Annotated in this window: 17 protein-coding genes; 11 read left to right on the forward strand and 6 right to left on the reverse strand. The window is 43.4% G+C overall.

Annotated features, from left to right (window positions below; genetic code table 11):
• Positions 1-95: 95 nt before the first annotated feature.
• The 3 genes from DN068_RS07680 to DN068_RS07690 all read right to left on the reverse strand — a co-directional run bounded on the left by DN068_RS07680 (position 96) and on the right by DN068_RS07690 (position 4,635).
• Complete coding sequence (locus DN068_RS07680; RefSeq protein ID WP_110998320.1) at positions 96-1,466, reverse strand: DUF5458 family protein; 1,371 nt, start codon at positions 1,464-1,466, stop codon at positions 96-98.
• A gap of 50 nt (positions 1,467-1,516) precedes the next feature.
• Positions 1,517-1,975 (reverse strand): hypothetical protein, encoded by a 459-nt coding sequence (locus tag DN068_RS07685; protein WP_243630152.1) that lies wholly within the window; start codon positions 1,973-1,975, stop codon positions 1,517-1,519.
• Between the two features lie 158 nt (positions 1,976-2,133).
• A complete protein-coding gene (locus DN068_RS07690) occupies positions 2,134-4,635 on the reverse strand; it encodes an ATP-dependent Clp protease ATP-binding subunit (RefSeq protein ID WP_110998321.1) in 2,502 nt (833 codons plus the stop codon).
• 148 nt (positions 4,636-4,783) lie between these two features.
• On the opposite strand from DN068_RS07690, the gene DN068_RS07695 reads away from it, so the two are divergent.
• The 10 genes from DN068_RS07695 (at position 4,784) to DN068_RS07740 (ending at position 16,182) form a co-directional block, all read left to right on the forward strand.
• Entirely contained in the window at positions 4,784-5,701 is a 918-nt protein-coding gene (locus DN068_RS07695) for a type VI secretion system baseplate subunit TssG (RefSeq protein ID WP_110998322.1), read from the forward strand.
• A 26-nt stretch (positions 5,702-5,727) separates the two neighbouring features.
• Complete coding sequence (locus DN068_RS07700) at positions 5,728-6,591, forward strand: TssN family type VI secretion system protein (protein WP_110998323.1); 864 nt, start codon at positions 5,728-5,730, stop codon at positions 6,589-6,591.
• Positions 6,592-6,615: 24 nt separating this feature from the next.
• The gene (locus DN068_RS07705; protein WP_110998324.1) at positions 6,616-7,779 is read left to right on the forward strand and encodes a hypothetical protein; all 1,164 of its coding nucleotides are present in this window, start codon (positions 6,616-6,618) and stop codon (positions 7,777-7,779) included.
• A 34-nt stretch (positions 7,780-7,813) separates the two neighbouring features.
• On the forward strand, positions 7,814-8,752 hold the full coding sequence (locus DN068_RS07710) for a lytic transglycosylase domain-containing protein (protein WP_165836313.1): 939 nt from the start codon (positions 7,814-7,816) through the stop codon (positions 8,750-8,752).
• An 11-nt stretch (positions 8,753-8,763) separates the two neighbouring features.
• A complete protein-coding gene (locus DN068_RS07715) occupies positions 8,764-9,201 on the forward strand; it encodes a GPW/gp25 family protein (RefSeq protein ID WP_110998326.1) in 438 nt (145 codons plus the stop codon).
• 13 nt (positions 9,202-9,214) lie between these two features.
• Complete coding sequence (locus DN068_RS07720) at positions 9,215-11,062, forward strand: type VI secretion system baseplate subunit TssF (protein ID WP_123985281.1); 1,848 nt, start codon at positions 9,215-9,217, stop codon at positions 11,060-11,062.
• A gap of 63 nt (positions 11,063-11,125) precedes the next feature.
• Positions 11,126-11,710, forward strand: coding sequence for an NAD(P)H-dependent oxidoreductase (locus DN068_RS07725; protein WP_110998328.1), 585 nt, complete (start codon positions 11,126-11,128; stop codon positions 11,708-11,710).
• Between the two features lie 94 nt (positions 11,711-11,804).
• The gene (tssD, locus tag DN068_RS07730; RefSeq protein WP_110998329.1) at positions 11,805-12,209 is read left to right on the forward strand and encodes a type VI secretion system tube protein TssD; all 405 of its coding nucleotides are present in this window, start codon (positions 11,805-11,807) and stop codon (positions 12,207-12,209) included.
• A gap of 456 nt (positions 12,210-12,665) precedes the next feature.
• A complete protein-coding gene (locus DN068_RS07735) occupies positions 12,666-13,208 on the forward strand; it encodes a TPM domain-containing protein (protein ID WP_110998330.1) in 543 nt (180 codons plus the stop codon).
• A gap of 307 nt (positions 13,209-13,515) precedes the next feature.
• Positions 13,516-16,182 (forward strand): tachylectin-related carbohydrate-binding protein, encoded by a 2,667-nt coding sequence (locus DN068_RS07740; RefSeq protein WP_110998331.1) that lies wholly within the window; start codon positions 13,516-13,518, stop codon positions 16,180-16,182.
• A gap of 191 nt (positions 16,183-16,373) precedes the next feature.
• On the opposite strand, the gene DN068_RS07745 is transcribed toward DN068_RS07740, so the two are convergent.
• Complete coding sequence (locus tag DN068_RS07745; RefSeq protein ID WP_123985282.1) at positions 16,374-17,306, reverse strand: hypothetical protein; 933 nt, start codon at positions 17,304-17,306, stop codon at positions 16,374-16,376.
• A gap of 127 nt (positions 17,307-17,433) precedes the next feature.
• Entirely contained in the window at positions 17,434-18,306 is an 873-nt protein-coding gene (locus DN068_RS07750) for a c-type cytochrome (protein WP_110998333.1), read from the reverse strand.
• Between the two features lie 197 nt (positions 18,307-18,503).
• Between DN068_RS07750 and DN068_RS07755 the strand changes: the two genes are divergently transcribed.
• Positions 18,504-19,418: a UbiA prenyltransferase family protein gene (locus DN068_RS07755; RefSeq protein WP_110998334.1), complete on the forward strand. Its 915-nt coding sequence runs from the start codon at positions 18,504-18,506 to the stop codon at positions 19,416-19,418.
• 111 nt (positions 19,419-19,529) lie between these two features.
• Here the strand turns inward: DN068_RS07755 and DN068_RS07760 are convergent, their stop codons facing one another.
• Positions 19,530-20,186 carry a class I SAM-dependent methyltransferase gene (locus tag DN068_RS07760; protein WP_110998335.1) on the reverse strand — a complete coding sequence of 219 codons (657 nt, stop codon included), beginning with the start codon at positions 20,184-20,186 and terminating at the stop codon, positions 19,530-19,532.
• Positions 20,187-20,580 lie beyond the last annotated feature (394 nt).

The raw sequence follows: 20,580 nt of genomic DNA on the forward strand, positions 1-20,580 counted from the left end.
AGCGATATTCAGGTTCTGTATAACAAAAAACACAGGCAGCTACCACCTAAAACCTACAACGCAAAACGTGTAATTTTTAAGTGGCGCTACTGTATCTAATTCTGTTCGTACTCTGTGTTCCAGGTAGCATTTTCATCTTCTCCCTTATGTCCGTCAAGCTTTACTACAAAGCTTTTCGCCGGAAAATAGGGTGTGATGTGTATGTCGAGCAGGATGCGATCTTTCTGCTGTTCATCACGTTCGAAACGCATGATCCGGAAACGTTCAATCAGTTTATCCGGACCTTTTACACTTTCGAGAAAACGAACAATCTGACTACGCAAATCGGCTTCTGTTTTGCTGTTCCAGTTTTCGAATGCTCTTCTGTTGAGGAAATCAAAAAGTACTTTAGTTATATAGTCAAAAACGCGCACAACGGAATATGTCTGCAGACCGAGGTTATCGCCGTTGAAAAGTGTCTTGGCGGAAAATGCCATTACCTTTCCATATTGAGCAACCATTGGTACCAGTCCTATTTTTTCGAGATGGGAAATTTCACTTTTCTTCAGGTCGAAGCGAACAGAGTCTACTTCATTCATACCGCCGTGTTTTTTACCGGCAGCAACCTGAGACATCAGCGTACTATAAATCTTACCGGCCAATGAAGAAGATCCCGGTATATACAAATGCTCTTCTTCCCCTACTTCATCTATTTTACCACGGCCTACCAGATAGTTGCAGGTCATCATCACATTGCTTCGGTACAAATCTCCACCAGTAAGGTTTGCAGCTGAAAACATTTCGATCACGTCATCCGGTTTGTCCATGTTGGCAAAGTCGGTAACGAGCATTACTTTATTTTCATGCGCGAGTTTCCCCCATTTTTCCAGCACTTTATTACTACCTACATAACCCGGCAATACCATCAGAGAGTAGTTATCGCGCAGATCAAGCTTATCGTAGTTCTGTCTGAATTCATCAGCAATAAAATCGATGAATCTTGGATTGTCAAGATCGGAAAGTTGCTCCATGGTAGCATTGACAATGCTTACATTTTTTACTTTATCGAGCTCTGTATTTTTAAAGAATTGGCCAAGCGTACGATAGCTTTCTTCAAGCCCGCGAGTTGCGTCCAGGGCATTCTTCAGATTTTTCTGCAATAATTTATCGGCGTTTTGCGCTTTCTCTTCGCTTTTCTCTACCATCTCAGAAACATCCTGCGTAGTCTGTAACAGATCTACCCAAAGTTGTAAACGTTTTTTTAACGCTTCTCTTTCTTGTTTCTTTTCTGATTCTGTAAGGAAGATTTGCTTGCGGGCTTTACGTTCAGGGTTGAGATTCTGAACACCGTCAATTGTAGATTCGAGGAACACAAAACCGCCGGCTTTAGCCAATTTGCGGATACTCACTTCAAGTGGCGCCGGAGCAAAACCACTCGCCTGTTCTACTTGCAGGGCATTATTTGCCTGCTGTTCATGGCTTGACATGTTGACTTTGTTTAGGTAGTGATATGAAAGTGGTGTGACGTTGATTTGGTTTATTGTTCTGCGTCCAGTTCTGAGAGCAACGATTGCAAGGCATCCATAAAGGCCGCACGTGTTTCCTGATTTTCCAACATGGAGCGCAGCACTTTATTGGTCTTTATTTGCTTCGCAATTTTTGTATACTGTTCTTTTTGAACATTCAGATCGGCAAGAAAACCGCTTTGCTCTGTGAGTTTTTTTACACCGAAATCGCCCAGGTTTTTAAAGCGGATATCATCCTGAAATGACTGCCCATGTTCGTTTTCAAAGTCAACACTTACTTGTGGTTTAAAATGGGCAAAGACTTCTTCAATAGTTGTAAGCCCTTTTACTGCTTCAGGAAACAACGCTTCGTCATCGGTGAGTTTTTGCGCGATCAGCGTTTTGTTTCCCTGAATTTCATTGATCGATTCCGAGGCATCCGGTTTCACTTCGTTGCCTCCGATTCCATACTGATACATTCCAGAAGACATATCGGTGTGTGTTTTTCGGTTAGAGATAGATTTTAAGTAGTTCCTGATAATGTTTATTAAAAAACGTACCACGAATGTATTTTTTATGACCGGAAACACCGGCCTCATATTATTTATTTCTATTCAAAAGCACTGCCCACAGGCAATTTGCGAGAAAATTAATTTTGCGTTACGGCTAAATTATTCACTGTCCAGGTCAGATTTTTCTGACTGTCGATTGCTATTTCCACCACATCATTTTTCTTCAGTTGCCCCGCAATCAGCATTTTTGAAACAGGTCTGCGAACCTGATTTCTGATCACACCGGAAATTTGACGTGCACCATATTTACTATTGAAACCGTTCGTTGCAAATTTCGTTTTTGCTTCTGGTGAAATGTTCAGTTTGATCTCCATTCGCTCCAATGATTGCAACAGACCGCGCATCTGTATATCAAAAATGCGCACAGCCATATCTTCTGTGATCGGCCCGAATGGCACAATCTCAGTCAACCTCGCTAAAAACTCTGGACGGAAATGTCCCGCCATTTTTTCCATCAGTTCATTAGAAGATGGAATATGCCCCGATTCAAATTTTTCAGTCACCCATTGGCTGGCAATGTTAGAAGTGAAGATCACAATCGCGTTCGAAAAGTCACCTTCCTTTCCCAGTTTATCATGTATAACACCTTCGTCCATAATCTGAAGAAAAATGTCAAATACAGATTGATGCGCTTTTTCAATCTCATCGAAAAGCACCACTGAATAAGGCTTCTGGCGTATCTGATTCACAAGCAATCCACCTTCTTCGTAACCCACATAACCCGGAGGCGCTCCATACAATAATGCAGCGGAATGTTCTTCTTTAAATTCAGACATATCAAACCGGATCATCGCCTTTTTATCGTTGAACAAAAATTCTGCGATTGTTTTGGCTAGTTCTGTTTTACCAGTTCCTGTCGGCCCAAGAAAGAAAAACGAACCGATTGGTTGCCCTGCTTTCTGAATACCGCTCCGGCTCTCAATTACAGCTTCGCTGATTACTTTCAGTGCATGCTCCTGACCAACCATCCGGTTTTTCAGGTAATGCTCCATATTGAGAATGCGCTCTTTTTCCTGTGATTGAATTTTCCCGATCGGAATACCCGTTTTATGTGAAATAACAGCAGCGATTTCGTTGCGACTTACTTCATCATATTTCTTGTCTGCGAGCAAATCTAATTCAACCAGCATAGTAGTTATATACTGTTGCCGTTCAGTTACAGTACTGAGCTTGTTAAAATCTGTTTCATCGTGTAGTAAGCCAAGCAAGACCGGACTAACACGATTGTTGATATTATCGTACAACCATCTTAGTTCTGATGAAAGCTCCTGTTCGTCGAGCCCATCTTCGTTGACAATAATGTCCGCGAGCATCGTTTTCAGTTCGCTGATATCTGTCTTCGTTACCTCATCTGTCATCTTAATAGAAGCCATCGTACGATCCAGCAGATCCAGCGCCGCATCCGGCAAACGTTTGTCTTTCATATAACGTTTAGCCAGCCGCACACATTCCGGTATCGCATCTTTTTGTACTTTGATCTGATGGTGTGATTCGTAATTTGGCAGCAGCAAACGAAGCATGCGCACGCAAGTTGCTTCATTCGGTTCTTGCACCGTAATGGTTTCAAAACGACGGTTGAATGCTTTTTCCGGTTCAATGATCTTGCGGTATTCTTCGATCGTTGTGGCACCGATCACAGTCAACTCACCACGAGCCAGTTCTGGCTTTAAGGTATTACCGGCACCGCTGATCAACGGATTTTTACTATCTAAAAGCAAATGAATTTCATCGATAAACAGGATGACATTGCCAGCTTTCTTCACTTCGCCGACGATGCTTTTTAACCGATCCTCTACTTCACCTTTATAAGCCGCACCTGATAGCAATGTGCCGATGTTCAGCTCCAACAATAATGAATTCTTAAACATTTCCGGCACTTTTCCTGCCGCGATGTTTTGCGCGAAACCGTCTGCCAGCGCAGTTTTTCCAACACCGGGTTCTCCAATGAGTAAAACATTTGGTTTCGTCCGGCGAGCGAGTACTTCGGTCATCATACGTATTTCCCGATCACGACCAAATACAGGATCAAGCTTGCCTTCGCGCGCCAGTGATGTTTTATCGGTGCAGTAACGGTACAGCGCGCCGAAGGAAGTCGTCGTTTCCTGGCCGATCGTAGCCGACTCATGATTTAAAGTAGATTGAAGATCATGACCTTTTATATAGAGGTCTAAGATGTCTTTTTCTTTAAGCGGAAATGATTTTAGCTGCGCCGGGTTGAATGCAATATTTGGTTTGCACAGCGCAACCAATAAACATGTTGGAGAAATTTCATCGAGTCCTAAACGAATGCGCACATTGTCGGCTTCTTCGAATACCCTCGACACCGCGTCATTTGCAACTACCGTTGAAGCGTGATGCAATGACTTTGGCAGATCTTCCATACGGATCTCCGCCCATTCTGAAATATAATATGGATCTTGTTTTAACGAAGTGATGAGATCACGCAAGCCAATCTCTTTATGCATAAGTGCTTTCAGCAGATGCGCCGGATCGATATAATCACTGTGATATTCGCGTGCATAGTTCTTCGCTATGTTCAGCACTTCCTGCAGCGCATCGGTAAACGACAACGTGTTCATGTGTGGGTAGTTTGGGATTAGGAATTAGTCTTCATAAAAAATCTGTACCAACCCTGTCAGACTGCCCGATTTTTAATAGCTTCTTAAAATTGGCACAAGTTTTATAAAGGTATTTTTGAACTACTGTTAACCTGCCACACACACTACTATGAATACACCTTTGGTAAACAGCTTGTACACTGACTATAAGGTCGAGGTGATTGCCGCCGAAATACTCGAGCAAAACAATGACCTGAGCTCAATCATCATTAAACGGATGCCTGGCGTAGAACGTCCGCACACAAAGGATTTGCAGCATGTGTACAACGATACTTCTACTTACGACTTCTCCGACATCTGGCTTTTAGAAACAAGCCGTGAAGGGCTGTACGAAATGCTGCCGCAAAATCTGTTTCACGAGCCGACACTCGGAACTATTCACAGCACCGACCAGGACATTTTACAGCAGATACACAAACAGCGACACGAGGAAGAAAATGCCCGTAATTTTTTTGGACCATTTGAACAGGAACTTGCTTACCTGAATGTGCGTATGTACGCATTGGAAAAAAGCATTTGCCGCACTAATTCAGATGCCATAATACAGATCTTTTCACGCGCCTGGCCATTTCTGAATCGCATCGATCCTCATTCTGCAAGAGTTTTTATTCACATACTTCCATTCCTGCATCGCGTAAAAGGTGATTTTAAATGGATGGAGCAATACCTCAGTTTATTTACCGGACTTCCCGTGGAGACAACCCAATACCCGCGTACTTTATCGCCATTTGCCAATCTCGAATACTACACGCTGGGCACACAATCATTGGGGGAAACAATGCTGCTGTACGGCGATGCCCATGATGGGGAAACCGATCTACAGATCAGGATCGGACCGATACCAGCAGCGCTCATGGAAAACTATTTACCAGGCTCGGCATTCAACAGTATCCTTGATGAACTATATCAACACTTCGTGCCATTCCATAAATCTTACCGGCAAGTTGTGTTTGCAGAAGAGGAAGCGCGTGACTTTATTTTAAACGATCAGGTGCACAGTGCACTTGGCTACAATGCTTTTTTATAAACAGATCACTCCAGAAATAAACGAAAATGGCAAATCACCCGGTGGAAACAATATTTCTCAGATATCTGTTGTATCCCTTCCTGGCAATCATTCTGGTTGCCATCTACGCTGTACTGCGGAAGAAAAATACGCTGCTCGAAAACAGAAAGGTAATTGTGTTTGTACTGCTGAGCGCATTCATCACAGGCGTTCCGGGATTTATCGGATTGCTCGGTTATAGTTTTTCATCCACCTTCTTTTTTATCTATCAGCTTTTGTACCTGGGCCTCGGCATTTTATATATACGTGCCATGCTGCGCCACATCAGCACCAAGCTTACTAAATATCGTGTACTCACAGAGGTAATCATCAGCCTTACAGCGGTTGCCCTGGGGATGTATTTATTCTCCCTGTTTTATAACATGTTTAGTCCGCTGAAAAATGGCCTGCTCGTCGCAACCAGTATTCTGCCGTTGCTCATACCGCTGTTCTTTTATTGGTCCTACCAGGCCTTTCTGGATATTCCACCAGAGATCTACAAAATCTGGAAATACATCGCCGGTAAAGAAGAGCTGGATCTCGACGGAATTGATTTCAACCGGATGATGGTGATTGAAGTAGAATTCAGTCGCAATGCAGAAGATGAAGACTTGCTGAAAGTAAAAGCCAAAGCGCCTGCCAATGTCACTTACGGAGATTGGTTCCAGAAATTCATCAACGATTATAACAATAAATTCAGCGAAAGTCCAATCGCATACAGTGATCGCAATTCAGAAACTTACGGATGGATTTTTTACGTGAAGCCCGGATTTTTTAGCCGCCGCAGGTATATTGATCCGGAGCTGAGTGTTGTGGACAACAAAATTCTTGAACACAAAACGATTGTCTGCAAGCGTGTGATGCAGTTTTAATAACCTTCCTGAACGAATTCTATTATGCCTACGCAAAAAAAATATTACGCAATCAACTGGACAGACGGAATGAAAATTTCCCGCGAGCATTTTGTGCAGCAGGAAAATTACATGATCAATCTGCTGAGTGATACGATTGCTACTCAGTTGCAACCTTTCAACTATGGCCTTTTACCGGCGCCGCTGCCCAATCAGTATTCCAATGATCTGTCACTGGAATATAAAACTACCGGCGAACTGGAAATTCATCTGCGTCGTTTTGATGCCATCACACCGGGCGGATTGCGGATTACGGTAGGCAATGATGATGTATCGAGCGGATTGCATTTTACCACACAGATTTCTACAGCGGGCAAAAGCAATGTATTAGATAATACAGAAGAAGCTTACTACGTGGTACTTTCATTGAATCCATATGAGAAACTGCCGGTGGGTCAGTTGAATCCGCTAGAAGCGCCACCGAGACATCCCTACACGATGCCTTCGATGGAAATATCGATGATGCCGGATGACCAGTTTAATCCAGCTTACGTCGGTCCCTATTTCGTATTAATCGGACGCATCGTACGCAAAGGAGGTTCTCTGGTCAAAGATGATCAGTTTGTGCCGCCATGCACCAGCATCCGCAGCCATCCGCAATTGATGAAATTTTACGAGAACATAGGACTTTATCTGAACGAACTGCAACAGAGCACGCTTTCTATTGTGCATAAAGTAAAAAGCAAAGCGCAGCAACCAGACCTCGCTAAAAACATTCAACGCTTCTGTGAAGAAACGCTGGCTTATATCGCGCAGATTTATTTCAGCTACCGCAATGTGACATACAACCTACCGCCGATTCATACGATAAAGGATATTTCCTCCCTTGCCAATCGCCTGCACAACAATATTCAGATGCTGACGGAAAAAGATAAGGAAGAAATGTTGAAGTATATTTTTGAATGGTCGGACGTGCAGCCAAGCCATCTGGAAGCTCAACTGGCGCAAGCCATAGAAGTGAAATACGAACACACGCGTATTGGCGAGCACATGAAACTGGCAGATGATGTCGTGCGTTTACTGGCACATATTTTTCAACGGTTAAACAAGCTGGATTATATCGGTATTCACAAAGAAAACATTGTAGTGAAGGAAGAGATAATCACGCAAACTATAAAGACCAAAAAGGGTTGGAACATCCTTGATTAACTATCACACCCACTACATGCGGAAGAAGCAGGCTATGAAACGCACAATATCCGTTCTGGGGATCAATTTCCTCAGCGGGGTTTTTATTGCCCACTCCTTCCCCACACTGCAGGATTCTGTTCGAATTCAAAAAGTGAATCCTGCAGACAGTACACTTCGCGCATTACACAATTCCGTTCCAGCTGCGCAGCAAAAAGAAATAGCAGGATGCATTAGTCAATTTGGCCGTTACTACCAAAATATACGTTCTTCAAAAGGGCAATACCTGGATTTCATTTCATCATTGCTTATCAAATACAACTTGCCGGATGAGTTAAAACTGATTGCGGTGATTGAATCACATCTGGAAACGACTTGCACTTCAGAAGCGGGCGCAGCAGGCATTTGGCAACTTATGCCGGACATAGCCCGTGACAATAATCTAGCGCTCGCACCGATAGACGACAGACAAGATGTATATAAAAGTTCGTTTGTCGCGCTGAAGTTGGTGACTGAATTGTACAAGCGTTTTAAAAATGATTTGCTGGTTGTTGCTGCTTACAACTGTGGTCCCGGACGCGTGAATAGCGCCATCACACAGGCCAAAAGCACGGATTACTGGGCAGTACACGCTTATCTTCCGAAGGAAACACAATTTCACATTATCAAGTATCTCGCGGCCAGTACCGTTTTCTATAACCTGCCTTGCGGGAAATACCTCGCATTAAAGCAAGAAGGCGATGCTTTCCGGTTGCCGGTTAAAAAAAAGAGCGAACGTTATGCTACCATACAGATCACGTCTTCGTTTCGTGAAACCGCCATTTTGAAATATCTCCACACAGATGCCGCGAGCTTTAGAAAACTAAACCCACAACTCAACACCACGCTAGATCGCAGCGGCCAATACCAGTTGAAACTATCTGATGCCGACATGCTGGTTTTTCTTTCGAAAAAATATGATATCCTAAAAGCCTCAATCACAGATCAACCATAAAATTCTTGTTTATGGACCAACGCCATTTAAAATTACCGATCAATGTTTCCAACTTCCTCGCTGGCGAAGATGCACCAAAATGCAGACAGGGAGCGGAATCCATCGCACAACATATACAACTCTTACTAACAACGCGTCCGGGCGAACACCGCTTCGATCCGGACTACGGTTGCTCAATCTGGGATATCGACTTTGAACTGATCGTGAGTGAAGGCACCTGGAAAGAAAAATTCCGGTTAGCAGTTCTTGATGCGATATTGAATTATGAACGTCGCATCGAGCAAATTTATGTAGAGGTAAGCCTAAGCGCTGTAGAGCGTTTCGGCTTACGAAAAAGACCAGAAGTTCGCCGCAAAGCGATTGTATTTATCAAAGCGCAACTGGTAGAAACCAGCGAGCAATTTTCTTTTAAGACGGAACTCTATTTGAGTCCGTTGACTGTTGAATAACCTGAACACACGCATGAGCATTAAGAATACATCAAAAGAAGCAATCCGTAGCCGGTTGTTGAAAAACGCAGCGCATTTCTGGGGACAACAAAATATTCACAACCTCGATCCGTTTATCCGATTGTTGATGGAATCATTGTCCATAGAGCTTTTCAAAGCATACAACGAAATTGAAACCACGGATGCGCGGGTACTGGAAAAGATCACACGCTTGCTGACGCCTGAATTGTATGTATCCCCTCGTCCGGCACATGCGGTGGCGTATCTGCGTATCAACGAACCCGGTCAAGTACTGGATGCACATAACCAATTCTATTCGCAACAACGTATTGCCACCAAAGAAGAAGGCATTCTCGATGCAGAATATCCAATCGTTTTTACGCCGTTGGGCAACGTCCGCCTTTACGATGGCGACATCAAATATCTGGCTACTGGCGACAGTCTGTATACCTTCAACAATGTACGTAACCGCACTTATATCGGTGGAGCAGAACGCGCGCTACCGCCAAGTAAAGTATGGCTGGGACTGAATATAAATCCCCATGAAGACCTGAACAATTTGAACTGCTATATGAATTTCAATGTGCGCGTGGAAGACTGGATGTATACGCTGCTGGCTGCTGCAAAATGGTCATGCAACGGCGTAAATCTTTCAGTGAGAAATGGTCTGACGTTTCATAACGAGCATACAGGCGCCGTTGACGAGAAAAATGTTTTTGCCGATTTTGAAATCATGAAGCTTATTGAAACTGATATTAAAACACATTATCAGCGCTCCTTTGTAACGATCGGCAATCTGAACGAAGCGCGTCGAAACAATAGGCATGAAACGCCTGCTTTATTAAAAGATGCATTCAGCAATTCCGAAATATTAAATACTGAAAAGAATATTCTCTGGATCGAAATTGAGTTCCCTTCCTATTTTACCGCGCCGGTGCTGGAACAGCTCAGCTTTACGATCAATGCATTTCCTGTTGTGAACAGAAAACTACAGCAGTTCTTTCACCGCCTTCGAGATATCAATAAGATCATTCCACTTATCTCTGATGCGCACGAGCATTTTCTTTCAGTAGCATCACTTAGCGACGACAGAGGCCGCATTTATCAGGCTTTGCCGTTTCGTTCTGCAACCGAACAGAATGGGTTTTACTCAGTGAAATATGGCGGCACCGAACGCTTTGATGAACGCAATGCACAAGAATACCTGAGCTATCTTTCAGAATTGCTACGCGATGAAGTAGCCGCATTTGCGGCCTACGGAAAGGATTTCGTAAAAAGCATAGTAAACGAATTGAGTCAGAAAATTAAACTCGTTAACCAGAAAATTCAGAGCGACGACAACAAGCATCGCGAAATTCCCACTTATCTGATGGTAGATCCGATCGATAATGTGGAGGCTAATATGGAAGTGCGCTACTGGATCACGAATAGCACACTCGCCAATAATATCCGCGCCGGCAGCGAACTCATGCGTCTGCAAACTTCATTAATGATCGGCAATAGTCCAGTGTTATTGACTAATACTACCGGCGGCCGCGACAAACTGAAAACTACCGATCGTCTGAACGCATATAAATACACACTCACCACGCGCAATCGTCTGGTTACCTATGAAGATATTAAAAGCTTCTGCAGACTGCACCTTGGCAATAAAATCAGTGAAGTAAATGTGCAAAAAGGCGTTGGTGTGGGCATTCACGGATACCAGGGTATCATGTCAACAACTGATGTTGTATTGCAGCCAGCAATGGGCGATTTAACACCAAAAGCAGAATGGGAAACAATCTGTACAGATTTAAAAGAGCAGATCAGCGTGCGGGCAATTCACGGCAATCATTACAGAGTTATGCTTCAGGCATAATATTTACACCACAGGAACCAGTGTTTTAGCTACATTTGAAAGCTAAATCTGCGCATTCCGTATATGGCATCCATATGCATTATTAAAGCATATACCCCTGAAGAAAATTTTGGACTGCAGCTTGCAGATGCTTACAAAAAAGGGGCCGTTGAAGGTGGTCACAAAGTTCATGAGGTTAATATCTACGATCTGAACTTTGACCCTTTTGCCTATACCTATGCGCCAACCAATACGGTTTTACTGGAGCCGGAAATGCAGGAGGTTATCCATGATATTCTGCACGCTGACCATCTGGTTATTTTTGTTCCCGTATATAAACGATATGTTCCTTCCATTCTACAATCGTTTTTTCAGCAGATATTCAGAACGGACAACTATGGGAAGCCGCTTCCGGCTATTTGGGGCGACACACCTTTTCTCCATTTAAAAACGGCCCGCATTCTTTCGACGCTTGATACTGACTCCTGGCTCGAGTTTCAGAAGGATCGCAATGCGCGTTTTCATCCGCTGAAAAAATCAGTGCTGGAATTTATGGGCTTCCAGAAAGTGCGCACTACAACAATTCCGCCGGCTTACGATGATGGTGACGTCGCATATGTCAAAAAATGGATCGGCAAAGTAGAAGCGCTGGGCAATCACAGTTTCTAAAAATTAATTTTCGGCTAACACAGAAAGTCGCTGTTGGAACGGTTTTTTAACACTATTCGGTACATTAATTTTTTCACCGTAAAAAACTGTAATTATGGCTTTCAAAGCAATTGCATCGTTTTCTAACGAAAAATTCGAAGTAGAAAACGTACGTTTTGGTCTGTCTCGTCAAATGTCACCAGACGGCCTTCCTTCTTCTGGCTTCCAACAAAGCCTGATCAACCTGACGATCCGTGTAACGGAGGGTTCTAAGATCATCGAAGATCAGGTAAACAACCTGTACAAGCCAATCGGCAAAATTGAAATTGAATTCAAAAAAGCAACTGAGGATGCTGCACTTCAAAAAGTGATCCTTGAAAATGCTTACCTGGTAGATGTTCGCCAGGAATTCAACGCAAACAACGAATCTCCGTTACTGGTTACGCACACTTTCTCGTGCCAGAAACTGCAGATCGATGGTGCTAAACTGGAAGCGTCCACTGACTGGAGCAAAATCTAAGCAAACTGTTTTATTGGAAAAGCCCGGCAAATTTTGCCGGGCTTTATATTTTTTATTGAATGCGGTAATGTGTTAAATGTGAGGGATGTGGTAATGGCTCACATTATTATGAAGAAGGTTACTCGCGAAGGTTCAGGTTTTGACTTAACTTTAGGAATCTTGTCAAGATACTACCGATGAAAAAAGTTTTCCGTTTGCTCTCAATCACTTTAATGCTAGGCTTTTTTGCCCTTAGTTTAAGTTCCTGTTTCACAGCAAAACCGCATGGCTGTGGTTGTGGGATGGAAGAGCATATGAGATGATAATGGGGAATGATCAATGGTCAATGCCTGCGGCAACTAATAAAAACGTATAAACCTTTCAACGTATAAACGTAGCAACCTGTAAACGTATCAACTTTTCAACGTAACAACGTAACTCAAGGTGTCAAGATTTATTTTACCTTTTTGTCTGATAATGGCCTGCTGTATCAATGTTAACGCGCAAACAGCACGCAAGAAACAAACGCGCGCAACACACACTACGGCGCATACGACATCGCAAGCTTCGCTGCAAGCCTACCGTCAGAATTTTTGGAATAATCCGCCACAGCCAACTGGCTGGACGAATGACTTTGATGATTTATTTACTGATGAAGAAAAATCCAGACTAGACGGTATGATTTCTCTTTTCCAGCGAGAAACGACAATGCAGATTTGTATTGTAACGTTGGACACACTCTGCACTTCGGCAAAAAGGTTTGACAGTTTAGCACTTCACATTGCGAATGTCTGGGGCGTGGGCATGAAAGATAAAAACAACGGTATCACTATCTGCATTTCCAAAGCTTACCACCGTGTAAGAATTTGTAATGGTAAAGGCATTAAGCAGATTTTATCCGATAGCCAAACCAAGCAAATCCTCGACGCTCATTTTCTCCCAGCGTACAAAAAAGATCAGTATTTCCAGGGGACATGGGATGGCGTTACGGCACTGATAGAAGTGCTGAAACAGGGGTAAGGGCTTTATAGCAGGAAGTTTTTCCCCGTAACGCACACCACGTCGCGACGATAATATTTTTCCAAAATTCCGACCGAATCTTAGACTTTAGGATTTCTAAGTCGAGCTTAAAAAATTCTCGAAGACTGCCTCAAAATAAGAGGTAGTCTTTTTTGTTAGTCATTTAGCATGGCGAAAACCACTAACCGTCAACCTTTAACATGACCCTATCGTCCACCTCCTTCCCCTTCGCAATTATTTGTCACCTCGCATAACATAAAACTCCAATAAATTTGTCCTTCATCATCATTAAACAAGATAAAACATCATGGAAGCACAGAACCTCGCGCAAATCACCGATGCGCTCCGCTCAACACCATTTAGAAACGACAATCTGCCCATTCAGCTGGCAAATTTTATTCAGGAATTGGAAACCCGCGCCGCCACACCTCCTGCAGACGCGCCCGCACTTCCGAATGCAAGCGATCTTTATCGCCCTTATGTGCACGAAGCCACCATAGAACCAGGCTTTGAAGCTCATTGCTTTAAACAGCATGTAGACCTTTATCAGGCCAACTGTCTTGTTGTAAAATTCACTCCTAACTACCCTTTCAAAGCGCTGGATATGGTCGTTCTTTCTCCGAAAGAGGACTTATCTTTTGACGAACTGCTTGATGAAAATAAAGCTGCTTATGCGCAAAACGTTTTAGACATCGTTCAGCCATTGGACCTCAGAGATCAACCATGGTTTACCAACATTACGGAATCAAAAGCCAAAAGCGGCGCGATTTACGTTCACTATTTCTATTTCGTTCCGGAAGAAAATGACGCGAAAAAAATCAGCCGTAAACATGTGCATTTCAAAGTTTACGATCCGGCGAATGAACTACCACAACCGGAACTAATCGCAAATGCGGAAGAAATAATCCGGTCACAAAAACGTGGTTCTTCCCAGAAGGATTCAGAGCCTACTTATGTACCTGATTTCAATGTCAATGCAGCACTCTCTGCAGCGGTTACTACCAATACAGCCATCCCTTACAAACGCCTGTTCATTACGCTGGCGGGCTCTGGCACTTCTACATGGAAGCCGCTACAACAATTGTTCGCCTGCATCAATGTAGATATGGACGGCAATACACCAGGCAAATACGATTATATCGCACTCGCCGATCATAAGCCAACGCATGCAAAAGATTACATGACTGGCTGCTGGCAATATGTGTCAAGCCTCGGTGCTGAAGGTTATGTAACCAGTGAGTGGTGTGTAAAAAGCGTCAATATGGACCTTTCCATTGCCGATTTTGAAATGCTGGAAAAGCTGTACATTTTTTACGGAGGCTGGGTAAACGGTGCGTGGGCCATCATCGGCGATCCGGTTCCGTTCAAAGCACAGCTACATTGGATGACTGATACGCTGCCGGATATCGGCCAGTATCGTCTTCATGAAATAGCGATTCCGGGCACGCATGATTCCGGCACTTACGACATGTATGCGAAGGGTTTCACCATCAATGGTCAGGCTCAGAATATGGATTTTACCGGGCAGCTTACACTGGGTATCCGTTATTTCGACTGTCGCTTCGAGAAATGGTCCGGGCATACGGTTCCTTACTATTTCTATCACAGCGTAGCTAAGACCTGGACAACGATTGAAGATCTTGTCAAAAATCTTAAAACATTTTTCGCTACGAATCACTCACAGGACATTGTAATCCTGGACTTCACACATTTCAGCGCATTCGAGCGCAATACAACAACCGACGATTATACCGCGCTTTTCAACTATATCAAATCAGATGCGGATCTTTCCAAAATACTGATGACGCCTAATGAAGCCAGAGATCTGACGATTAATCAACTGCACGGACTTGACAAACGGATACTCATGCTGGCGGGTGATGATGATGTAAATGTGGCTAAAGAAGTCGATGCCATACGCGCTGCTTTTAATCTCGGACAATCCATCAATCTCACATCTCAATGGCCGGAAACACATGATCTGACGGACCTGAAAACCAAACTGGACAAACAGATCAAGGATAATGCCGGACAAAACTTCATGTGGAATTTACAGGGTATTCTGACACCGAGAGCTCTTGACTCACTCGCATGGTGGGCACAGGAATTATATCCGCTGCTGCGTAAATGGATGGTCAATGACTGGCCGACTACAACCAATGTGGTGATGTGTGATTTTCCGGGCGGAACGGATATTGTACATGCGGCACAGCAAAGCAATAGTATCCGCAATGCTTCCCGGACAGACGGCAACATCTACTGGTATGAAGATAAGGGCTGGAATAATCCTGCTAACGGCGGTATTGACGGCAAAACCGAAATCGGCATTGGTGGCTGGAAAGCGTTTAAAGCTGTTTTCTCTGCAAACAACGGACAGATTTTTACCATCAGCTGGAACGGTACGCTTCAATGCTATCACGATGCAAACTGGCAGCAAGCAATCCCGCAAACACTGAAAAATCCTGCACTTGTGTCTTCTTCAGACTGGCAGAATTACCGTCAGGTATTCGCAAGTGTTGACGGCAATGTATATGCGATCGTAGGAAATTTTGAATCGTGGGGAACCGGAAAGCTGATGCGCTGGAACATCACCGCTCCTAATACGCTGGGCACCGGAAAACTGATTGATGCAGGCTGGGAAGATTGCCGGATAGCGTTTGCATCCAGCGGAGGAACAATTTATAAGATCATCGGAAACTATATGTCACCGGGTACGGGCAAGCTGATCCGTTATACCGATAATGGCGGCGACAAATTAGGACAAGGTGTGGAAATTGATGGCGGCTGGGAAAACTACCGTCTTGCTTTTGCATCAGGCAATGGCTTGATCTATGCAATTAACGCCAACGGAGAATTGTGGCGCTGGCGTGATACCGGTGTTGCCAAACTTGCCAACGGTATACTGATCGCTGAGGGATGGGCCAATGTACGCATGGCAACGGCTACCAATGACGGCAGAATCTACGCAATCTGATAATTTATCTCGCAGCACGCTTAGTGACACAGCGATGAAGAGGTAAAGGACTTTCCTTTACCTTTTTTTATTTGTGTCGCATCCGGTGAAACTTAAAATTCAACGCTAAAAAACAAAGGACAAATGATCGAAGACCATTTGCCCTTTTAATTTATTCACCGTTCACCTTATCGACCTGTTTAACCATGAAGCTAAAACATACGTCTCATGCCGCCTGTATGTTTATGGTAGCGTGTTCTGCCACCACGGCCGCCACTACCGCGCCAGCCGCCGCCGTCTTTCCAGTCGCGCGAATGTTGCATATGCCCGATACCTATAGTAAAAACATGATCGCCCTGCATATTCAACGTAGTAGTTGTTGCTGCTACAGTGCTCTTGTAATCCTTTGCTATTGTGAATTTGCCTGGCATGTAAGAAACCCTGATTTTCCAACAGCCCATAAGATAAACACCAAAAGATGCATATACCAAAGGCGCCACTTTAAAACACTGTCCCAGGTCGGCAAAATTATAATCAGAGAGACCAAGCATTGGCATCGCTCCGGCGCCCACCGCAAAGCAAGTCCTGCTTTCCGGTTGAAAATCCACATCGCAGCCCCATTTATAATCGAGTGTAATTGGTACACCAATTTGCCAATATAAAGGTTGCTGTGTTACAACATTGAGTGTACTATTATCAAAGGTTTGAATTTGGTAATGCAACATATCGACTTGTATGCCGACAGACAACGAGAGAATGCTATTCATCCCCAAACGGGAAATCAAATGGTTTGAATTGCCATTCAGGTGCAAACTCAGCAACCCTTTTGCCGCGCCCATAATAGTAGTATCGTGGCTGGGTTCGTTAATATTTGGAATTGCTGTGTACTGGCTGCGTTGTGAATAAGTCACAGGCCCCGACATTGAGATACCTAAAGAAGCCTCGTCTTTCCACCATTTACAGAGATTTTGTCCTTCTGATTTTGCTTTTTTGTAAGCGAGCAAGGCACGCTGTCTGGTACGCTCATTTTGCCGCCCCAAATCAAAAACGGTCGTTTGTCCCATTGGACCGTATTGCGCAAATGTGTGGAATGCTAACATGCATAGCAATGCCGCTACTGCGAAAAATTTATTATTAAACTTCATAAACTGACCTTGATAGGGCTAACCCGTTTTATTTTGATGGGCGCGAAAGTACAGAAATAGGAATAGGAAGATCTAACAAGTTTTGGGGAGTTCTGTAAGCCAGACCGAAGAACTGCTTAGCTTATAACTACTTAAAGCTTTTAATATAATTGATTACTGCGAAAATTTGTTCCTTATCTAGTCTTTCAAAATTGGGATGTTTTATCTGCCCATATTTTTCATAAAGCGCAATGGCATCTTTATTCCCCTCTGCAATCAACGTATCTCCGTTAGTAACCATTTTTACCAACCATTCATTATTTCTACGTTTAGCTATTCCTGCTAGTTTCGGACCTGCGATATCCACATTGGCGCCATGACATTGGGCACATTCACGCAGAAAAATTGCCTTTCCTAAAGGCTGCTCTTCCGCATTGAGCCGACCATATAAAACAGTGTCTACAATTACAAGATCTGTTTCGACCCCTTTCACCAGATCCACTGTATAAGCAAGCTTTCCGTTGAAGTATTCCTTCTTTGTTGCATAGTCATCATTACTACCCCATAGCGTTGTCTTGTCAACAAAAATCTCTTCTTCTTTCAACGTGCCGGTTTTGTTATAACGTTTCCAGATGCCGGTTTTAAATTTATTTGTACAGAATTTCTCCCAATCGGTTTGTCCGTTGGGATAGTTCACATACAGCCTCCCTTCAGGAACACCATCTTTCCAGAAAGCAAATGTTTGAACGATCCCATTTTCATAATACGAAATCTCCGCGCCCTCCATTCGAGAAGTAATGGCACTTATTCTACAACGTCTATTCTTACCAAGCACGTTCCCGCTTTCATAATATTGCGTCAAATCAACGCAATTACAACTACTATCAAATCTCATCTCCCATTCCACTTGCCCAGACGGATAACAGTGCTTCTCCACTGACTTTTTTTGCCCGTAAACCCAAATCGCGCATGTAAACGGCACAAACAGGATGTATTTTTTAGTTTGTTTTGATAAAGTCATAGGCTGCAGGCTTCGCACCCAAATTAAAAAAATTTATTCTGCAAAAAGCAGCGATATCGCATGGTCTGACAGACATCACTGAAAATTCTCCATTGTCAACTGCCCATTGTCCATTGAAAAGTCTATCTGACCACAATTCACTATTGACCATTCACCATTGACCATTACTTTTGTACTGGCGACATTTTACTGCGGGCATGTTCAATAAACTGGTACAATTCATATTTTTCGGTAACTACTTTGTAGGGCTGCTCACGATAGCACTTGCATTAGAAACCGCGTACCAGTTACAAATACCGTTTAACTCTCCCGCTTTCTATGCGCTGGCATTTATGGTAGTGGTACTTTATTATACCTATGCCTATTCGGGTGTAATGAAACCAACGGCCACCAATAATCCACGTACGCTTTGGTACCGGAAACACTATCAGTTTGTAAAAATCAGTCAATGGACATTGCTGGCAGCTTGCAGTGCTTTGGGCCTTTGGTATATCGTTCATAATTTCGAAGGCATCATTAAGCTGCCGCTCTATTATTGGCTTATTCTGGGAGCAGTGGGCGTTGCAGGATCTTTATATTATGGCATTATGCCACATGCACTCGCTAAATTTAATCTCCGTAATTCGGGATTGCTAAAGGCCTTTGTAATTGGTTTTGTATGGGCCTGTTGGGTCGATATAATACCTGTAACAGCACTCCGCATCGAACGGCAATTCGATATTCCCGAACCAGGCTTTCTGCTTTGGAGCTTTATCAAAAACTGGATGTTCTGCACAGTGAACGCAATTATGTTTGACATCAAGGATTATGCAGATGATAGTAATCGTCAGCTCAAAACTTTTGTAGTGCGTATGGGACTCAGGAAAACAATTTTCTATGTACTGTTGCCACTCCTGGTTATAGGTGTAATATCACTCGCGGTATTTGCGTATTTCCGTCACTTCGGATTACCGACATTTCTCCTGAATCTGATCCCATTTGTTTGCCTGATCTGGGTGGCTTATTCATTGCATAACCGCAAACCCATTTTATACTATCTCATCGTGATTGATGGTTTGCTTTTACTCAAAGCAATCTGTGGCATCTTAGGCGCACTGGTCAGAAATATCTGAGGTTTCTATTGCTAAAATCTGATTTGTAACTGAAGAAGTAAATGGTGAATAATCAGTGCGAGTACACATGTTGTCACGCTTTCACGAGACTTCTCCAGCGTGCAATGGCATTTAGGCTGACACGGCATCATTATTAACTGCCAATTTTCTATAAACGATCGCCCCGATGAATCCCTTATATCTTTCCGTTTTGAATAGTACTTCATAACCGGCATTTCTAAAAAGCACAGTCATATCTACCAAATGAGTGGCTTCTACTTTACTGACGAATCTAAAAAACAAAAGCATAGACTGCAACATTATCCGCTGCCACCAACCATGTGTATCTGTGTATTGAAAATCGATGTATAACCATCTGCCTGATGGGTTCAGCCAGTTATTCAACAGTGTGAATACGGTACGTCCTTTATCTTCTTTAAAATTATCAAACAGAAAAGCGGTGAATATAATGTCAAATGAAGCCGCATTAAATTGGCAATTCTCAATAGCACTTTGTATAAATACCACTTCATTTTCGCCCACGTTTCTCTGTTTGGAAAGTTCGAGCATGTTCGCCGAAATCTCCACGTAAGTGATTTGTAATCCGGAAGGGAAAAGCTTTGTGAGTTCTTCTAACACCCAGCCCGTGCCACCACCAATAATCAATATCCGGTTACCCTTTTCAATGTATGGCAACAATGCGATCTGCGCTTTCACCTGTGCACGACCAAATACCATACGACTCAACAGGTCGTACATCGAGGCGATTTTGTCGTAGTTATTGCGCATGGACCAAATTTAGCCATTCGTTCTGAAATACTGGAACGGCAAAAACTTCAAACTGACAAAACGTATGTTTCGATATGCCGCCTATGGAGCCATCGACACAGTTGAAAACTATGTTCAATTTCAAGGCTCTTAGATTGGCAGCACAGTAGTAATGTGGCTCCATCTGGCGATCGCCTAAGCCACGGAGTGATCTGGCTTAGGCTGCCCTTTTTTGCTTACTTTTTTTGGCATAAAAAAAGTAAGAGAAGGGATGATTCGAAGCATGTTTTGAAGCGTTAATGCCAAATCAAAGTGTTATTCTCTTTTGATTGATGCAGATTCTTACACACTAATAACGCAATAAAAAGTCCCCCAACAGTTCCGTCGGGGGACTTTCTCATTTATGGCAAATCAG

The sequence above is a fragment of the Taibaiella soli genome (genome assembly GCF_003236175.1).
In the GTDB taxonomy this organism is placed as follows: domain Bacteria; phylum Bacteroidota; class Bacteroidia; order Chitinophagales; family Chitinophagaceae; genus QKTW01.